At 66.0% G+C, this 15,906-nt stretch carries 21 protein-coding genes; 8 read left to right on the top strand and 13 right to left on the bottom strand.

Annotated features, from left to right (window positions below):
- The first annotated feature begins 83 nt into the window (after positions 1-83).
- From N5I32_RS18425 to chrA, 3 genes are all read left to right on the top strand, one after another.
- Positions 84-362 (top strand): hypothetical protein, encoded by a 279-nt coding sequence (locus tag N5I32_RS18425; protein WP_369414355.1) that lies wholly within the window; start codon positions 84-86, stop codon positions 360-362.
- Between the two features lie 386 nt (positions 363-748).
- On the top strand, positions 749-1,585 hold the full coding sequence (locus tag N5I32_RS18420) for a chromate resistance protein ChrB domain-containing protein (protein ID WP_261497409.1): 837 nt from the start codon (positions 749-751) through the stop codon (positions 1,583-1,585).
- Positions 1,582-2,985, top strand: coding sequence for a chromate efflux transporter (chrA, locus tag N5I32_RS18415; RefSeq protein WP_261497408.1), 1,404 nt, complete (start codon positions 1,582-1,584; stop codon positions 2,983-2,985). The genes N5I32_RS18420 and chrA overlap by 4 nt, the downstream gene beginning before the upstream one ends.
- Here chrA and N5I32_RS18410 read toward each other — a convergent pair.
- The 9 genes from N5I32_RS18410 to N5I32_RS18370 form a co-directional block, all read right to left on the bottom strand.
- Positions 2,982-3,416 carry a YqaA family protein gene (locus N5I32_RS18410; RefSeq protein ID WP_261497407.1) on the bottom strand — a complete coding sequence of 145 codons (435 nt, stop codon included), beginning with the start codon at positions 3,414-3,416 and terminating at the stop codon, positions 2,982-2,984. The genes chrA and N5I32_RS18410 overlap by 4 nt on opposite strands.
- Before the next feature lies 1 nt (position 3,417).
- On the bottom strand, positions 3,418-4,725 hold the full coding sequence (locus N5I32_RS18405; RefSeq protein WP_261497406.1) for an MFS transporter: 1,308 nt from the start codon (positions 4,723-4,725) through the stop codon (positions 3,418-3,420).
- Between the two features lie 6 nt (positions 4,726-4,731).
- Complete coding sequence (locus tag N5I32_RS18400; RefSeq protein WP_261497405.1) at positions 4,732-4,989, bottom strand: metal-sensing transcriptional repressor; 258 nt, start codon at positions 4,987-4,989, stop codon at positions 4,732-4,734.
- Between the two features lie 243 nt (positions 4,990-5,232).
- Entirely contained in the window at positions 5,233-5,952 is a 720-nt protein-coding gene (locus N5I32_RS18395; protein WP_261497404.1) for a sulfate/molybdate ABC transporter ATP-binding protein, read from the bottom strand.
- Positions 5,953-5,962: 10 nt separating this feature from the next.
- The gene (gene cysW, locus N5I32_RS18390; protein ID WP_261497403.1) at positions 5,963-6,835 is read right to left on the bottom strand and encodes a sulfate ABC transporter permease subunit CysW; all 873 of its coding nucleotides are present in this window, start codon (positions 6,833-6,835) and stop codon (positions 5,963-5,965) included.
- A complete protein-coding gene (gene cysT / locus N5I32_RS18385) occupies positions 6,828-7,664 on the bottom strand; it encodes a sulfate ABC transporter permease subunit CysT (protein ID WP_261497402.1) in 837 nt (278 codons plus the stop codon). The genes cysW and cysT overlap by 8 nt, the downstream gene beginning before the upstream one ends.
- A gap of 9 nt (positions 7,665-7,673) precedes the next feature.
- The gene (locus N5I32_RS18380) at positions 7,674-8,792 is read right to left on the bottom strand and encodes a sulfate ABC transporter substrate-binding protein (protein ID WP_261497471.1); all 1,119 of its coding nucleotides are present in this window, start codon (positions 8,790-8,792) and stop codon (positions 7,674-7,676) included.
- Between the two features lie 92 nt (positions 8,793-8,884).
- Positions 8,885-9,154: a hypothetical protein gene (locus tag N5I32_RS18375; protein WP_261497401.1), complete on the bottom strand. Its 270-nt coding sequence runs from the start codon at positions 9,152-9,154 to the stop codon at positions 8,885-8,887.
- A gap of 183 nt (positions 9,155-9,337) precedes the next feature.
- Positions 9,338-9,802 (bottom strand): Rrf2 family transcriptional regulator, encoded by a 465-nt coding sequence (locus N5I32_RS18370; protein WP_261497399.1) that lies wholly within the window; start codon positions 9,800-9,802, stop codon positions 9,338-9,340.
- Positions 9,803-10,009: 207 nt separating this feature from the next.
- On the opposite strand from N5I32_RS18370, the gene N5I32_RS18365 reads away from it, so the two are divergent.
- From N5I32_RS18365 to N5I32_RS18350, 4 genes are all read left to right on the top strand, one after another.
- On the top strand, positions 10,010-10,483 hold the full coding sequence (locus N5I32_RS18365) for an Lrp/AsnC family transcriptional regulator (RefSeq protein ID WP_261497398.1): 474 nt from the start codon (positions 10,010-10,012) through the stop codon (positions 10,481-10,483).
- A gap of 113 nt (positions 10,484-10,596) precedes the next feature.
- Entirely contained in the window at positions 10,597-11,166 is a 570-nt protein-coding gene (locus N5I32_RS18360; RefSeq protein WP_261497397.1) for an RBBP9/YdeN family alpha/beta hydrolase, read from the top strand.
- Positions 11,163-11,318, top strand: a complete 156-nt coding sequence (locus N5I32_RS18355) for a hypothetical protein (protein ID WP_261497396.1) — start codon at positions 11,163-11,165, stop codon at positions 11,316-11,318. Before N5I32_RS18360 ends, N5I32_RS18355 begins: the two co-directional genes overlap by 4 nt.
- A gap of 28 nt (positions 11,319-11,346) precedes the next feature.
- Positions 11,347-11,535, top strand: a complete 189-nt coding sequence (locus N5I32_RS18350) for a hypothetical protein (protein WP_261497395.1) — start codon at positions 11,347-11,349, stop codon at positions 11,533-11,535.
- Here N5I32_RS18350 and N5I32_RS18345 read toward each other — a convergent pair.
- The 4 genes from N5I32_RS18345 to N5I32_RS18330 form a co-directional block, all read right to left on the bottom strand.
- A complete protein-coding gene (locus N5I32_RS18345) occupies positions 11,499-12,116 on the bottom strand; it encodes an alpha/beta hydrolase family protein (RefSeq protein WP_261497394.1) in 618 nt (205 codons plus the stop codon). The two genes, N5I32_RS18350 and N5I32_RS18345, sit on opposite strands and share 37 nt — an antisense overlap.
- A complete protein-coding gene (locus N5I32_RS18340; protein ID WP_261497393.1) occupies positions 12,113-13,078 on the bottom strand; it encodes a glutathione S-transferase family protein in 966 nt (321 codons plus the stop codon). Before N5I32_RS18340 ends, N5I32_RS18345 begins: the two co-directional genes overlap by 4 nt.
- 61 nt (positions 13,079-13,139) lie before the next feature.
- Positions 13,140-13,565: a DoxX family protein gene (locus N5I32_RS18335; RefSeq protein ID WP_261497392.1), complete on the bottom strand. Its 426-nt coding sequence runs from the start codon at positions 13,563-13,565 to the stop codon at positions 13,140-13,142.
- Between the two features lie 24 nt (positions 13,566-13,589).
- Complete coding sequence (locus N5I32_RS18330; protein WP_261497391.1) at positions 13,590-14,219, bottom strand: NADPH-dependent F420 reductase; 630 nt, start codon at positions 14,217-14,219, stop codon at positions 13,590-13,592.
- Positions 14,220-14,357: 138 nt separating this feature from the next.
- Here N5I32_RS18330 and N5I32_RS18325 point away from each other — a divergent pair, with 138 nt between their 5' ends.
- Positions 14,358-15,278 carry a LysR family transcriptional regulator gene (locus tag N5I32_RS18325; protein ID WP_261497390.1) on the top strand — a complete coding sequence of 307 codons (921 nt, stop codon included), beginning with the start codon at positions 14,358-14,360 and terminating at the stop codon, positions 15,276-15,278.
- Positions 15,279-15,906: the final 628 nt, after the last annotated feature.

Genomic DNA, 15,906 nt, shown 5'->3' with positions numbered 1-15,906 from the left:
TACCTCGAGAAGCGGTTTCTCGAACTCCGGCCCGCAAGACCCAGGCCGAGATCACCGAGCAGGCCGGCTTCGTGAACCCCAACATGATCGCGATGCTGAAGACAGGCGCGACAAAGCTGCCGCTCGACCGCGTGGCGAGCCTCGCCACAGCGCTTGAGTGCGATCCCCGGCTGCTTTTCAACCTCGCTCTGGAGCAGCTTGGTGGCGACACGACCGTCCGCGCAATAGAGGAGATCTTCGGCGTCGTGGTGACGAAGAACGAGGTGGTTTGGATCCAGGAGATCCGTGACGCCTCCGGCCATACGGATCCTAGCCTGATCTCAAAGGGGCAGACGGCGATCAGAAGAAACTTCGGGAAATGAACGAGACAGGGACAAGAGACGACGCGGAGACGTCGAGAGCTCATGATCGCCTGTCATAGAACGAGAGGGCTTGCGTGGACTTCCTCAGGTTGCACGCGGATCGGCGACACCCGGCGCCTCGGCGCAAGGGTGTTCAACTGCTCTACCGTGTGCTGCGGAGTGGGAATGGAAGAAAAGAAGGTGGTTTCGGTGACAACCTCCGTCTCGGTGAGCGACGAACATCGTGGGCCAACAGGCGACGAACCGCGCTCTGACATCTCCCGGTGTGGAATTGACAAACGCAGTGCGATGCACAAGGCTGAAAGGATGGGGATCCGCGATCTCCCCACGAGGCGACAGCCGAAGCTCGCGTTCCACCTCGACCCGAAAATCTCGGAGGAACGCACATGCCTGCGCCCGACGCCATCACAGCGGACAAGCTCGCCAAGCTGCTCGGCACACCCCGTTGCCCTACCATCCTGGACAATCGGCGCGATGGGCTTCGCGCCGAGGATCCTTACCTGCTTCCGGGCGCTCGCGTGGTTGGCGAAGCCGATCACGCGGCAGAGCATCTGGAGCCATTGATCGCGTCCCTGCAAGGTCCGGTGGTCGTTGCCTGCGCCGAGGGACATGGCCGCAGTCAGGGACTCGCCGCGCTGTTGCGCAGCCGGGGCATTGCGGCCGAGTATCTGGAAGGCGGCCATGCGGCATGGCGTGCGGCCGGCCTTCCCCTGATCGACCCCGGCAAGATCACCGCGCGCGATGCGGCAGGGCGCAGCGTGTGGGTGACACGGTCGCGCCCGAAAGTGGATCGTATCGCCTGCCCCTGGCTGATCCGTCGTTTCATCGACCCTCGCGCGGTGATCCTCTATGTCGCACCATCCGAGGTGGCGAGCGTCGCGGCGCTCTATGGCGGCGCGCCCTTCGACGTGGAAGAGACTTTCTGGAGCCATCGGGGCGAGCTTTGCACTTTCGACGTGATGCTGGCCGAGTTCGGGCTGAAGCTGCCCGCGCTGGACCGGCTTGCAAAGATCGTGCGCGGCGCCGATACGGCGCGTCCCGACCTGGCGCCCGAGGCACCCGGCCTGCTGGCAGCGTCGCTGGGGCTGTCGCGGATGCATTCCGACGATCTCGAACAGCTCGAAGCCGGGATGGCGATTTATGACGCTTTCTACCGCTGGTGCCGCGATGCGACGGATGAGACCCACAACTGGCCGACCAATCGTCCGGGAGGAGCGTCATGACAGGTGTGGATGCAGACGTCCGGAACCCCGCTCCGAACGGGGTGCAGGCCTATCCCAGCCTTGCCGAGGCGACGATGGTCTGGGCAAGAATCGCCGCCCTGTCCTTCGGGGGCCCCGCAGGGCAGATCGCGGTCATGCACCGCATCCTCGTCGAAGAGAAGCGCTGGCTGGGCGACGACCGCTTCCTGCACGCGCTCAACTTCTGCATGCTGCTGCCGGGCCCCGAAGCTCAGCAACTAGCAACCTACGTCGGCTGGCTGATGCATGGCGTGCGTGGTGCGCTGGTGGCGGGATTGCTGTTCATCGCGCCCGGCGTGTTCGCGATTATGGCGCTCAGTTGGGTCTACGCGGCCTTAGGGGACGTGGGCTTGATCGCCGGCCTGTTCTTCGGGCTGAAGGCCGCGGTGCTGGCCATCGTCGTGCAGGCCGTCGTGCGCGTCGGACGGCGGGCGTTGAAGAACCGCGCCATGCAGGCAATCGCGCTTGCGTCCTTCGTGGCGATCTTCCTGTTGGGCGCGCCGTTCCCTGCCATCGTCCTGGCGGCCGCACTGATCGGCTGGGCCGGGGCGCTGGCCGGCCTTGCCGCCTTCCGGCCGGGAGGCGGCCATGGGGCGGTGGGCAAGCGGCATGTCGCAGACGGGCAGTCGCTCCTGGGTGAGGAGCATATCGAAAGGGGCCATGCTGCGGCCCGAGGCGTCTTCATCGCCGGTATCGGCGCTCTGGCGCTCTGGCTCGCGCCGGTGACCGCGCTTGTGCTCCTCGCGCCTGGCAGTGTCTTTGCGGACATCGCGGTCTTCTTCTCCAAGCTCGCCGTTCTGACCTTCGGCGGGGCCTACGCGGTGCTGGCCTGGGTCGCGCAGGAGGCCGTCGGCACCTATGGCTGGCTTGCGCCAGGGGAGATGCTCGACGGGCTCGGTATGGCCGAGACGACGCCGGGGCCGTTGATCATGGTGCTGCAATTCGTGGGCTTCATGGGCGCGTTCCGCGAGGCCGGGTGGGCGATGCCGCTGGTTGCCGGAACGGTCGGCGGCCTTCTCGCCACCTGGGTGACCTTTGCACCGTGTTTTGCCTGGATCTTCCTCGGAGCGCCCTGGATGGAAAGGTTGCGCAAGAACACAGCGCTGTCGGCCGCCTTGACGGCCGTGACGGCTGCCGTTGTCGGCGTGATCCTGAACCTCGCGATCTGGTTTGCGATGCACGTGATCTGGCGCGAGGTCGTTGCGTGGCAGGCGGGGCCGCTGATGCTGGATCTGCCGGTGCTGCATTCCATCGATTGGGCGGCGGCGGTGCTCTCGGCGTTCGCGCTCGCCGTCGTGTTCCGGCTGAAGCTCGGGATGGTGGCGGTTCTGGGCGGGGCGGCGGGAATGGGCGTCGTGCTGCACATTCTGGGGCTGGCCTAGGTTTCCCCGAAGCCGGTCGCGATCAGCACCAGCGCCAGATAGCGCCCGCCCTTCGCCAGTGTCACGATCACGGCAAAGCGCCAAAGCGGCTCTCGCAGGACACCCGCGACGAGGGTCAGCGGGTCGCCGACAATCGGCACCCAGGAGGCAAGCAGGCTCCAGTGGCCCCAGCGGTGATACCAGCGGGTCGCCTGCGCGAGGCGTCCGGGCGAGGTCGGGAACCAGCGCCGGTCGGCGAAGTGGACGAGCCAGCGCCCAAGCCCCCAGTTGATGACCGAACCCAGGACGTTCCCCGCTGTCGCCACTGAAAGCAGGAGCCAGACCGGATGCCCGCCCGTCATCACGAGGCCGACAAGCACCGCCTCGGACTGGGCGGGAACAAGCGTGGCGGCCAGCAGCGCGGCAGCGAAGAGGCCGGCGAGGGTCAGCATCTCAGGGACGGGCGGGCCAGTGTCGATGCAAGTCATCGATCACCACCGGGTGCACATGCTCGCCCCTATCATCCTTGAGGTGCGGATGGTCGGGCGGCAGGTCGTCATGGCGATGCGGTAGTGCGTCGGGTTCCGAGGCGGGCCAGAGGCGAAGGACCGCGACGAGGCCTGCCGCGCCGATCAGCGCAAGCACCAGCGCGGCGGGCGCGAGGCCGAACCGCGCCCCGACCCATCCCGCAAGCGGATAGGTGACGAGCCAGCAGGCGTGGCTGAGCGCGAACTGGGCCGCGAAGACCGCGCCCCTGTCGGCTGGGCGGGCGGAGCGGTTGATGATCCGCCCGATCGGCGTCTGCGTCAGCGAGAAGCCGAAGCCGATCAGCGCCCAGAGGACCATCAGCGCGGCGAGGCTGCCCATCAGCGGTGTGAGCGCGACGCCCGCCACCATCAGCGCCGCGCCGCCGATCATCACCGGGCGGTCCGCGAGCCGGTGGAGGATGCGCGGCAACAGCAGCGCCGCCAGCATCGACCCCGCGCCGAAGCCGGCGAAGGCGAGCGCCACCGCCTCCTCGCCAAGGCCGAGCCGCGCCTGCACCAGCACGACCGTGTTCACGTAGATCATCGCGCCGGCGGCGGCGACCGAGGCTTCCATCACCATCAGCCCGCGCAGGCGCGGGGTGCGGGTGTAGATACGCACGCCCTTGACCACGTCGGACCAGAAGTGCCCGGCCTCGGCCTCGGCGCGTCCGGGCAGACGCGCGGTCACGACAAGCGCCGCCGAGCCGACGTAGCCCGCCACAGTGCCGATGAAGAGGATCGGAAAGCTCACGACCGTGAGCAACGCCGCCGCCAGGATCGGCGAGGCGAGCTGCTCGAGATCCTCGGCGAGCCGAAGGAGCGAGAGCGCGTTGGTGTAGTCGTCCTCGTCCTTCAGAACATCGGGGATGACAGCCTGGAAAGCCGGGGTGAAGCCGGCCGCGGCTGCCTGGAGGAGGAAGATCAGCACGTAGATCTGCCAGACCTGATCGACGAAGGGCAGGCAGGCGATGACGAGCGCCCGGATCAGGTCGAGAGCGACCAGGAAGGCCCGACGCGGCAGGCGCTCTGCCACTGCGGCAGCGATCGGCGCGAGCGTGACATAGGCCACCATCTTGATCGCCAGCGCCGTGCCGAGCACCAGCCCCGCATCCTCGCCTGCGAGCTGCCAGGCCAGCAGGCCAAGGGCGACCGTGGCGAGTCCGGTGCCCACGAGTGCGATCACCTGCGCGGCGAAGAGGTGGCGATAGGTGCGGTTGGCGAGAACGGCGAGCATGATACCTCAAAGAAGCCTTGCGAGCGCCCGGACTTCGGCAAGGCTGTTGTCACCGCCTTGTCCTAGGCAATGGTCGATATGGTCGTGGATCAGCACCCGCTTCGCAGCCGAAACGGCTTTCTCGACCGCCTGGAGTTGAACGGCGATCTCCGCGCAGGGCACGCCCGCTTCGATCATCCCGATGACGTGGCGAAGGTGCCCGTCGGCGCGTTTCAGCCGTTTGACGAGGTCGGGGTGGGTTGCGTGCAGGTGAGGTTCCGTCATGGGGTGCGGATATCCCCCCAGGGGGGATAAGGCAAGGTCCCGCGCATGCGACGGGAGCGCAAACGAACAGAGCGGCGGATGCAAAGATCCAGGGGCAAGGAAGCAGGCGCAGGAAAGTGGATACTGATCGCATGGCTGCCGACACGTCCTCGACGGATTTGACAAGGCTGGGCGGGGTCGTGATGCGGAACAGGACTTCAGCCGCGGCTGTCGCACGCACGCTTTGCCCGACGCTCTGATCCGTCATGCGGTGATGAACTCGCGCACGAAGGGGGTGGCCGGGCGGGCGCGGATGTCCTGCGGTTTGCCGATCTGCTCGATCCGGCCCATCGACATGACGACGACGAGATCTGCGAGTTCCATCGCTTCTTCCTGGTCATGGGTCACGAAGACGGTGGTCAGCCCCGTCGTGTCATGGATGTCGCGCAGGCCCTGGCGAAGTTCCTTGCGCACCTTGGCGTCGAGCGCGCCGAAAGGCTCGTCGAGAAGCAGCATCCGTGGTTCGATGGCCAGGGCGCGGGCCAGCGCCACGCGCTGGCGCTGGCCGCCGGAAAGCTGCGAGGGGTAGCGCGCGCCGATGTCGGGCAGCTGGATCAGCTCCAGCAGCTTGGTCACGCGGCGGGCGATCTCGGCCCTGGTGGGCCGCGTGGCACGGGGCCGCGCGTTCAACCCATAGGCGATGTTGTCGAACACCGTCATGTGGCGGAAGAGGGCGTAGGACTGAAATACGAAGCCGGCGCGGCGTTCCTGCACGGAAAGGCCCGTGGCGTCCTGCCCGTCAAAGAGGACGCGACCCGAGGTCGGGAACTCCAGCCCGCCGAGGATGCGCAGAAGCGTGGTTTTCCCCGAGCCGGAGGGGCCGAGGAGCGCCACCAGCGCGCCCGATGGGACAGCCAGAGAGACGGGGTGCAGAGCCGCCGTGGTGCCGAACTGCTTGGATATTTCGTCGATTTCGATGTGCATTCGGGGTCTCCTAGTGGCGGTGCGTGGCGGCGAGTTGGTCGGCATGACGGATTTCCAGCGCGGTCTTCAGAAGGAGAGTGACCAGCGCCAAGAGGGCGAGAACGCCGGCGAGAGAGAAGGCCGCGACCGAGAGGTATTCCTGATAGAGCATCTCGATCGTGATCGGCATCGTGGCCGTCTGCCCCCGGATCTTGCCGGAGACGACCGCGACGGCGCCGAATTCCCCCATGGCGCGGGCGTTGCAGAGGAGGACACCGTAGAGAAGCGCCCAGCGGATGTTCGGGAGCGTGACGGTCCGGAAGGTGCGCCAGCCCGAGGCGCCCAGCGTCAGCGCCGCCTCTTCCTCGGCCCGGCCCTGTTCGATCATCACCGGGATCAGTTCGCGTGCGACGAAGGGGAAGGTCACGAACATGGTGGCCAGGATGATCCCCGGCATGGCGAAGACGATGGGATAGCCCTGCGCCACCAGCCAGCCGCCGATGGCCGAGTTCGCGCCGAACATCAGCACGATGCAGAGGCCCGCGACGACCGGCGAGACCGAGAAGGGGAGGTCGATCAGGGTGATAAGGAAGGCCTTGCCGCGGAAGTCGAACTTGGTGATGAACCAGGCCGCGGCGATACCGAAGATCGCGTTCAGGGGCACGGATATGGCGGCGATGGTCAGTGTCAGGCGGATCGCGCCGCGGGCATCGGGCGAGGTGAGGCTTTTGAGCGAGGCGGCGATGCCGTCGGCCAGCGCCTCGACGAAGACCGCGATCAGCGGTGCAAGGACGAGGATGGCAAGGCCCGCGAAGGAGACGGCAATCAGCGCCCAGCGGGTGGCAGGGCTTTCCTCGGTCGCCGGGCGGAAGCGCGCAGGTTTGGCAATGGTTGCGTCAGACATATCCAATTCTCCGGCGGCTCCAGACCTGGATGAGGTTGATGACCAGAAGCATTGCGAAGCTGATGAGCAGCATGGCGATACCGATGGCGGCGGCCGCGTCGTAGTTGAATTCCTCAAGCTGGATGACGATCAGCAGCGGCGCGATTTCCGTCACCAGCGGGATGTTCCCGGCGATGAAGATGACTGAGCCGTATTCCCCCACGGCGCGGGCAAGCGCGAGCGCGAACCCGGTCAGGGCAGCGGGGGTCAGCATCGGCAGGATGACATGGCGGATGGTGTGGAGCCGCGAGGCGCCGAGCGTGGCGGAGGCTTCCTCCACCTCGCGCTCGATCTCTTCGACCACCGGCTGCACGGTGCGGGTGACGAAGGGCAGGCCGACGAAGACGAGGGCAATGAAGATGCCCCATTGGGTGTAGGCGATCTTCCAGCCGATTCCGGCCGCAAGCTGGCCGAAAAGGCCATTGGGCGCGTAGAGCGCTGTGAGCGCGATGCCCGCCACGGCGGTGGGAAGCGCGAAGGGCAGGTCGACGACGGCATCGAGGATGCGGCGTCCGGGGAAGCGGTAGCGCACCAGAACCCAGGCGAGAACCACGCCGAAGACAAGATTGAAGAGCGCGGCAAGAAGCGACAGACGGAACGAGAGAAAAAGCGCCGCCCAGACGCGTTCGCGGTTCACGGTTTCCCAGATCCCCGCCAGCCCGTAGTTGGCGCCCTTCAGAAGAAGGGCGCCGATGGGCAGGAGGACGACAAGGGAAAGCATCGTCAGGGTGATCCCCAGGCTGAGGCCGAGGCCGGGCATGGGCGATCGGTGGATCAGGGGTCTGCCCATCATCTTTCCTTACTTCGGAACGTAGATCTGGTCGAAGATGCCGCCGTCGCCGAAGTGCTCGGGCTGAACCTTGGCCCAGCCGCCGAAGCTGGCGATGTCGACCAGTTCCAGTTGCGGGAAGCGGGCAACATCCTCGGGGTTGGCCTTCGAGTTGTCCCAGGCGCGGTAGTAGTGCTTGAACGCCAGCGCCTGGCCTTCGGGCGAGTAGATGTAGTCCAGGTAGGCCTCGGCCAGTTTGCGCTGATCGTCCGACTTGATGTTGCCCTCGACGAGGGCAACCGGCGGCTCGGCCAGCACCGAGACCGACGGCACCACGATGTCGAACTGATCTTCGCCGATCTCGTTCAGGGCAAGGTAGGCCTCGTTCTCCCAGGCCAGCAGCACGTCACCGATGCCGCGCTGGGCGAAGGTGGTGGTCGATCCGCGCGCGCCGGTGTCAAGCACGGGCACGTTCTTGTAAAGCGCGCCGACGAACTCCTTCGGGTCCTTCCCGTTCTTCTCTGCCCAGGCCCACGCGGCCAGGTAGTTCCAGCGCGCGCCGCCGCTGGTCTTGGGGTTCGGCGTGATGACTTCGACGCCCTCGGCCACCAGGTCACCCCAGTCCTTGATCCCCTTGGGGTTCCCCTCGCGCACGAGGAAGACGATCGTCGAGGTGTAGGGCGAGGAGTTGTGCGGCAGCTTCGACTGCCAGTCCGCGGGCAGCTTGCCGGCCGCGGCGATCTTGTCGATGTCCGAGGCCAGCGCCAGCGTCACCACCTGCGCCTCAAGCCCGTCGATCACCGCGCGGGCCTGTGAGCCCGATCCGCCGTGGCTGACCTCGATCGAGGGAGCCTCGTTGCCCTGCGCCGTCCAGAATGCGGCGAACGCCTCGTTCAGTTCTCGATACAGCTCCCGCGTAGGGTCATAGCTGACGTTCAGAAGCGACTCCGCCTGAACTTTCGACGGCGCAGCGCCAAGCGCAAGCAGCGCGACGGCCAGGGCTGAGAGCGTGCCCTTCAGGACCCGGCTCACCGGCCAACCGGTCAGGCGGCGGAGGCCATCGGCGATGGTGACGCGGCCATCTGCATGGGCGCTCACGACAGGCCCCTGAGCCGTCACGGTCCCGGCAAGGGTGATGGTGGCAAGCATGGTCTTCTCCTTCAGGTTTCGGGAATGGGTCGGGTTCATCGGCCGATATGGCACGAGACCCAGAATGGTTTGCGGATAGTGCGATGCAGGTGTCATGCACGGCCTCCAGGCTTGCGGCTGTCGGCGCCGATCGGCTCCACCCTGGCCTCCCAGACCGCGGCGTCACGGCCGGAGAGCAGTTCGGCCACGGCCTCGTCCGGGGACCTGGTGAACAGGATCAGCGGGCTGCCATTGATGCGGTGGGTTCTGCCGGTGCGGCGGTCAACCAGGCGCACCGCGCAGGCCTGCGACAGCGGGGCGGTCATGGCCGACATCGACATCCCGGCTTGCCCGATCCGACCAAGGGGAAGTTCAGCAGTCATCATCTTTCTCCTTCGCTGCCGCCGGGGCCATCCCCCGACATGTCAATAATAACGACAGAGATGGTCGCGTATTGCAAAGGAAAATTCACGCTAAATATTGTCGTGTATAGAGAAGACCATTCTCCACCCCCGGACATGCGGACCCGGACGCAGCGGAAGAGATTCTGCTGTAATTACTGATTCTTAGGCGCTGGCGGTGCTGCCCAGGACCTGCGCGGCCACCGGGTTTGACCCCAACATGTCTTCGAGAGTCAGGGAGTCGATCAGCACGAGGTAGGACCAGAACACCTCCGCAAAGATCTTGCGGATGCGGCAGGTGGCCTCGTCAGCACAATCCTCGCAGCGTTGGTAGGCGCGGCGGGACAGGCAGGGCAGGGGCGCAATCGGCCCGTCGATTGTGCGCAGGAGTTCCGAGATGGAGATTTCGGAGGGTTTCTTGATCAGCACGTAGCCGCCCGACCGCCCCCGGATCGACGCGATCGCGCCGGCATTGCGAACCTCGAGCAGGATGTGTTCCAGGAACCGCTTGGGTGTCTCAGAGCGTTTGGCGATCACTTCGATCGTCAAGGGTTCCGGCTGGCCCTTGGCCGCTTCGTCGGCGAGGACGAGAAGCGCCTTGAGGGCGTATTTCATCTTCTGCGTGATCATGGATCAGGGTTACGCGGAGGAATGACGAGAATCAATGTCGGGATTGCGCAAAGCACGCCTCGTTGCCGGAAAACAGCAAGCAAACAAGGGCGTGCTCCTCGGTTCAGGGCGCATCCGAATATACACGATAAAGACTGTAGACATTTTTTGGTTTTAATGCATGCTGATTCCCGAGCCCACCAGTCGGGCCAGAAAGGCAGTTGAACATTGACCGACCTGGACCTCATCGACCGCAAGATCGTGGCCGAACTGATGCGCGATGCGACGCTCCCGATTGCCCAGATCGCCGACAAGTCCGGCCTGTCACAGACGCCGTGCTGGAAGCGCATCCAGAAGCTCGAAGCCTCCGGTGTGCTCACCGGGCGGGTGGCGTTGGCGGACCCGGGAAAGCTCGGCTTCGGTCTGACTGTCTTCGTCGGGATCGAGGCCCCTGACCATTCGGCCGAGTGGCGCGAGGCGTTTTCCGCAGCGACGAACGCGATCCCCGAGATCATGGAAGTCTATCGGATGGCTGGCGAAATCGACTACCTTCTGCGCGTGGCCGTCGCCGACATGATGGCCTTCGACCGGCTTTACAAGCGGCTGACCGATGCCGTGCCGATCAAGAACGTCACAAGCCATTTCGCAATGGAGCGGATGAAGTTCACCACGGCCTATCCGGTGGACACGCTGTCGCGCTGAGCGCGATCGGTAGAATGAGCTTCCCTTTCCCGCGACATCTTTGGAATCAAAATACACGACAATCTTGCTAGATTAATATGGCAAATCGAGTCGTAGCTTCCTGGAGATTGCCGATGACCAAGACACTGATCGTCCCCGGGCTCGATGGGTCGCCCGCGCCGCACTGGCAGCATTGGTGGGCTGCGACCGACCCCAAAGCGCTGATGGTCGACCTGTCGGATCCCAGCCATCCGGTTCCGGCCGTCTGGGAGACCGAATTGGCCGGAATGATCCTTCGGCACCCCGACAGCATCCTTGTCGGACATTCGCTCGGCGCGGTGCTGATTGCCCGGCTCCTTGCAACCTGGCCGAACCTCCGGGTGCGTGGCGCGCTTCTGGTGGCCCCGGCAGAAACCAAGGGAGGTGATCGTGTCGGACAGTTCGGCGCGATCCCGGAACTGCGGCTGGACATCCCGACGACGGTCGTCGCAAGCCGGAACGATCCGTGGATGGGCTTCGACCGCGCTGCGCATCTTGCGCGGGCCTGGGGTAGCGGCCTCGTCGATCTTGGTCATGCGGGCCACATCAACGTGGCTTCGGGCTTCGGCCCGTGGATGCAGGGCAAAGCCCTTCGCGATCGCCTGATGATGGCTGCGCTCAACCAGCCGGATCGCACCAAATACGCCCGGAGGATCGCCCTGTGAAGACCTTCCTCCACCAGTTGCATCAAGGCCGTTCCGGCTATCTTGCCTTGATGGTCTTCCTTCTGGCCTACGCCGCGACCATGGCTCTCGTGATCGCCCCGGACCAGGTCAGGTCGGCGATGGATGCACTCAGGACCTGGCCCTTCGAATAGTCGCGCGGACGGAAAGGACGCAAAGTTGATGGACTGGCGCTTCGACCAGCAGTTCGCGGAACTCTTTGCCGCCTCGCTTGCCGATGAAGGTGGGAAGGGTACGCACCCGTCGCTTTGGCCTTTGATCTTCGTCAGCGTCTTCGGGCTTGCGGTCTTCGCCGTCGCCGAGTTTCCGGGTGTTCAGTCCGCGATCAGTGGTCTGTGCCTGGAACGCTGACTGACTCTGAAGGGGGCCTCCGGCGCTTCAGGATTGCGAACGGCCGCAAGAACGCGCGCGTCGATTGCATGTCCAAGGCCGTTGAACACGGTCAACCGTGGCGCGGCTCCGGCGTCTTGCAGCCAAGCCTCGGTTGCGCGGGCGATGGCAAGCGGCATCACGGGATCGTCTGCGCCATGCAGAAGCGCGATCGGGGGCCAGTCGTGACGCACCCCGACCGGCCCGGCCAGCCGACCGGACAGGGCGATGATGCCGGCGACCGGAAGGCCTGCGGCGACCGCGTGCAGCGCCATGATCGCGCCCTGGGAAAAGCCGATCAGCACGCTCTCGCGGGGATCGCCAAGGCCTTCGATCCGGTCCACGAAGGCCGGCAGCGCCTCCGCGATGCGGCCCGGCCGGTTGGCCTCCGTCACCCCCTTGACCGAGAACCACTGCCGGCCCGTCCCCATGTCGAAGGGATGCGGCCCATCGGGGAATACGGCGGGTTGCGGCAGCGCCAGGGCTTCGGCCAGCGGGCGCATGGCCGCACCGCTGCTTCCCACGCCGTGCAGGAAGATGACGCGCCGGCAGGACGGGATCATCGAACGGACTCCAGCAGGGCCGTCACATGGTCCGGGCCTGCCGGCACGATCCCGGTCGGGTTCAGCGCCTTGATCGAATAGTATCCGGCCTTGATGTGGTCGAGGTTCACGGTCTCCCGCACACCGGGCAGACGCAGGATACGCGCCATGTAGGCCGAGAGGCGCGGGTAGTCGGCGATGCAGCGCAGGTTGGTCTTGAAGAGGCCGTGATAGGCCGCATCAAAGCGGATCAGCGTCACGAAGAGGCGGATGTCGGCCTCGGTGAAGCGCGCGCCGAAGAGGTAGTCGCCGCTCAGGCGGTCCTCCAGCCGGTCGAGCATGTCGAAGACGCCCGCCACCGCCTCGTCATGGGCGGCCTGGGTCGAGGCGAAGCCGGCCTTGTAGACGCCGTTGTTCAGCCGGTCGTAGACCTCGGCGTTAAGCGCATCGATCCCGGCGGCCAGGTCGGCGGGGTAAAGGTCGGGCGTGCCGGGCGCGAGGTCGGCAAAGGCGCTGTTGAACATCCACAGGATGTCGGCGCTTTCATTGCTGACCATGGTGTCGGTCGCCTCGTCCCACAGGACGGGGACGGTAGCGCGGCCGGTGTAGTTCGCGTCGGCCCGGGTATAGAGCTGGTGCAGGTGCGTGGCCCCGTGCAGCGGGTCGGCCTCGGCGTCGGGATAGCCGCCGAAGCCCCAGCCCTCCGATGTCAGCACCGGGTTGACCACGGTGACGGGGATCAGATCCTCCAACCCCTTCAACTTGCGTGCGATCAGGGTGCGCGATGCCCAGGGGCAGATCAGAGCGACATAAAGCCGGTAGCGTCCGGCCTCGGCCCTGAAGCCGCCGGTTCCGGTCGGGCCCGGAGCGCCGTCGGCAGTGATCCAGTTGCGGAACGAGGATTGCTGGCGGACAAAGCGCCCCTCACCGTCCTTGGCCTGCACCGGGTGCCAGTCCGCGGTCCATTTGCCATTCATCAGCATTGCGCGTCTCCTTCGGGTGGGCTTGGCCGCGCCGGGTGGTCCGGCGCGGCACGATGGTCGTTCAGGCGAAGCGGGCGCGTGCCGCGGACTTGTCGCCGGGCAGCAGGGCATAGGCGCCGTCCCCGAGGACCGCGAGCACACCCTGCACCACGGCCCACATCACCGGGTATTCCCAGCCGCCGCCCGCGTTCGACCAGTTGAACCCCGAACCGCCGTGGCCGAACCATGCGGCCCCCAGCAGGACCGGCACCAGCGCGGCCGAGACCAGCCGCGTGCGGACGCCCAGGATCAGGGCGAGGCCGCCCGCGATCTCGGCCAGCATGGTCAGATAGCCCAGCGCTCCGGGCAGGCCGATGCTTTCGAAGTATCCGGCCGTCCCCGCTGGGGTGAACACAAGGAGCTTCACCAGGCCGTGGAAGAGGAACAGCGCGCCGGTGGTCACGCGCAGGGCGAGGATGCCATAGGGGGCAGTGGTCGTGTCGATCATGGTCTTGGTCCTTCGGATGTGGGGTCAGCGGGAAAGCCAGGCGGGCGCGATCTGGGTGCCTTGCCCCAGCATGTAGCCGAACTGGATGTTCAGGTAGGCGAGCGGCTCGATGGTGCGGGCGTTCGACAGGGGCCCGGCATCGCGGGCATCGAAGCCTGCATCCCTGGCCAGCGCGATCACGGCCGCCTTGGCCTCGGCGTCATCCGATGCGACGAAGGTCTGCACCGGGGTGTCCCCGAAGCGCAGCCCCTGGTCGTAGACCTGCGCGAAGACCGTGTTGAAGGCCTTCACCACGCGGGCCCCCGGCAGCGCCCGGGCGATCTCCTCGGCGGCGGAGGTCTCGTGGCCGATCTTCAGACCCGAGAAGTCGTCCTTCACCGGGTTGGTCACGTCGACCACGATCTTGCCGGCGAAATCGGCGACGTCTGCCAGACCTGTCGCCGCGCCATAGGGCACCGCGAGGATCACCACATCTGCCGCCTGCACCGCCGTGGGCACCCGGGCCGCCTGAACCGACAGGCCGCGCTCCGCGAGCCTGGCCGCAGCGTCCGCTCCGCCCTGGCGATCGGCAACGGTGATCTCATGAGCGGTCCTTGCCAGAACCGAGGCGAGCCCCGATCCGATACCGCCCGTTCCGATGATTGCGATCTTCATCATGTCTCTCCAGTGTTCGGCGGCCCCGGAGATCCTGGCCGCCTTGGTCATGACCGGAATATGCGCGCCACCATGTCTGGCGAAAATGGCGAAGGTGTTGTATGTCTTTCCCCACAGTGTTCCGAATTGGTGCGCGCGATGGATCTGGTGGACGGCATGCGTGTCTTCGTGGCCTCGGTCGAGACCGGGTCCTTCTCGGGGGCTGCCACGCGGCTGGGCATCTCGCCCAAGCTCGCCTCGAAATACATGGCCGAGCTGGAGGCGCGGCTTGGCGCGCAGCTTCTGCACCGGACCACACGGCGGCTTGGCCTGACGGTTGCGGGGGAGCAGCTGATGGCGCAGGTGCCCGACTGGCTCGATCAGCTGGACGAGATGCAGAACAGCCTGCGCGAGGCGCGGCGCGGTCTCTCGGGCACGATCCGGATCTCCGCTGCGGTCACACATGGCGAGATGGTCCTCGCGCCCCTGCTGCGCCGCTTCCGGGAGCCGCATCCCGACCTGATCATCGACCTGCGCCTGTCGGATCGCTTCGTCGATCTGGCGGGCGAAGGGATCGACCTGGCCATCCGCATCGGCCGGCTGGACGATTCCGCACTGGTGGCGCGCAAGCTCGGCCGGACGCGCCTGATGCTGGTCGCCGCGCCGGGTTATCTCGCCCGCGCCGGTCGACCGGGAAGCCCGGACGATCTGGCCCGCCACATCTGCATACGAGACACCAACATGCGCGGCGATGGCGCCTGGCCGCTGTTCGAAAATGAAAAGCCGGCCCGCGTTCCTGTCTCCGGGCCTTTCCTCGTCAACAGCGCCCGCGTCGTACGCGACCTAGCCATCGAGGGCGAAGGCATTGCGCTCTGTCCCGATTATGCGGTGCAGGCCAGCATCGAAACCGGCAGGCTCGAACAGGTCCTGCCGCAGGCCTGCGGGCCGCAGCTCGACATCCACGCCGTCCACCTACCGCAGCGCCGCATGGCCCGGCGAACACGGGCGCTGCTGGACTTCCTCGCCCGCAATCTTGCAGCATCTTTGAGTTCAGCTCCTGAGGAGGGAGCGCGGGATTGAGCGCTGGTCAGGGCAGTCCTGCTCGGTTAGCCAAAGTCTTCTGATCTGGAGCCGCGATCTGGTTCCCGGCCCATGTTGATCGATCCGCTTTCACTCGATCCGGCCTCAACGCTCAAAGCACTCTCTCTGGACCCGAGCCTGACCTTCAGGTGTCAGGCGGCAATCCGGGAAGTGTTTGGTCACTGAAGGGTGAAGACAGCGATCACTTGGACGTCACCGCCCTCGAGCTGGGCCAATTGACCGAGAACGAGAAGGTGTGGGTGATGTTCCTGCGGCTGGTCTCGGAGGGGCGAGATCCGGCACCGAAGTTCTCGGATGTGCAATTGCTGCAGCGAGTTCTGCGACTGCGCTGCAACAGCGCGCTAGTGCCTCAGGGGCGACTTGTGGGTCTCGCCGCGGTGACACGAAGAACCCAGTCACGTTGCATTGTGACATTTATCCCTGTGGGGCGGGGCAGACGATGGCGGCGATGAGCCCGTAATGAGCTGGCAGACGATAGGCGGCACAGGGCCGCAATGGTGAAGTCTGCTCCGCCGCCTCGCCAGACCGGCTACGGTTTTAGCGAGCGAACAGGCTCGACAGGAAAGTCAGGGCGCTGGCACGGGCAGGCGAACCCTTCCCTCGCTTC

Source organism: Albidovulum sediminis (genome assembly GCF_025380365.1).
Classification (GTDB): Bacteria; Pseudomonadota; Alphaproteobacteria; order Rhodobacterales; family Rhodobacteraceae; genus Albidovulum; species Albidovulum sediminis.
Note: the sequence above shows the minus strand (reverse complement) of the source record. Positions and strands in the feature narration are given on the sequence as shown.

Excerpts from the sequence above, each read along its gene's own strand:
- N5I32_RS18425 (WP_369414355.1), top strand. The coding sequence starts at position 84 with ATGATCGCGATGCTGAAGACAGGCGCGACAAAGCTGCCGCTCGACCGC.
- N5I32_RS18420 (WP_261497409.1), top strand. The coding sequence starts at position 749 with ATGCCTGCGCCCGACGCCATCACAGCGGACAAGCTCGCCAAGCTGCTC.
- chrA (WP_261497408.1), top strand. The coding sequence starts at position 1,582 with ATGACAGGTGTGGATGCAGACGTCCGGAACCCCGCTCCGAACGGGGTG.
- N5I32_RS18410 (WP_261497407.1), bottom strand. The coding sequence starts at position 3,416 with ATGCTGACCCTCGCCGGCCTCTTCGCTGCCGCGCTGCTGGCCGCCACG.
- N5I32_RS18405 (WP_261497406.1), bottom strand. The coding sequence starts at position 4,725 with ATGCTCGCCGTTCTCGCCAACCGCACCTATCGCCACCTCTTCGCCGCG.
- N5I32_RS18400 (WP_261497405.1), bottom strand. The coding sequence starts at position 4,989 with ATGACGGAACCTCACCTGCACGCAACCCACCCCGACCTCGTCAAACGG.
- N5I32_RS18395 (WP_261497404.1), bottom strand. The coding sequence starts at position 5,952 with ATGCACATCGAAATCGACGAAATATCCAAGCAGTTCGGCACCACGGCG.
- cysW (WP_261497403.1), bottom strand. The coding sequence starts at position 6,835 with ATGTCTGACGCAACCATTGCCAAACCTGCGCGCTTCCGCCCGGCGACC.
- cysT (WP_261497402.1), bottom strand. The coding sequence starts at position 7,664 with ATGGGCAGACCCCTGATCCACCGATCGCCCATGCCCGGCCTCGGCCTC.
- N5I32_RS18380 (WP_261497471.1), bottom strand. The coding sequence starts at position 8,792 with ATGCTTGCCACCATCACCCTTGCCGGGACCGTGACGGCTCAGGGGCCT.
- N5I32_RS18375 (WP_261497401.1), bottom strand. The coding sequence starts at position 9,154 with ATGACTGCTGAACTTCCCCTTGGTCGGATCGGGCAAGCCGGGATGTCG.
- N5I32_RS18370 (WP_261497399.1), bottom strand. The coding sequence starts at position 9,802 with ATGATCACGCAGAAGATGAAATACGCCCTCAAGGCGCTTCTCGTCCTC.
- N5I32_RS18360 (WP_261497397.1), top strand. The coding sequence starts at position 10,597 with ATGACCAAGACACTGATCGTCCCCGGGCTCGATGGGTCGCCCGCGCCG.
- N5I32_RS18350 (WP_261497395.1), top strand. The coding sequence starts at position 11,347 with ATGGACTGGCGCTTCGACCAGCAGTTCGCGGAACTCTTTGCCGCCTCG.
- N5I32_RS18345 (WP_261497394.1), bottom strand. The coding sequence starts at position 12,116 with ATGATCCCGTCCTGCCGGCGCGTCATCTTCCTGCACGGCGTGGGAAGC.
- N5I32_RS18340 (WP_261497393.1), bottom strand. The coding sequence starts at position 13,078 with ATGCTGATGAATGGCAAATGGACCGCGGACTGGCACCCGGTGCAGGCC.
- N5I32_RS18335 (WP_261497392.1), bottom strand. The coding sequence starts at position 13,565 with ATGATCGACACGACCACTGCCCCCTATGGCATCCTCGCCCTGCGCGTG.
- N5I32_RS18330 (WP_261497391.1), bottom strand. The coding sequence starts at position 14,219 with ATGAAGATCGCAATCATCGGAACGGGCGGTATCGGATCGGGGCTCGCC.
- N5I32_RS18325 (WP_261497390.1), top strand. The coding sequence starts at position 14,358 with ATGGATCTGGTGGACGGCATGCGTGTCTTCGTGGCCTCGGTCGAGACC.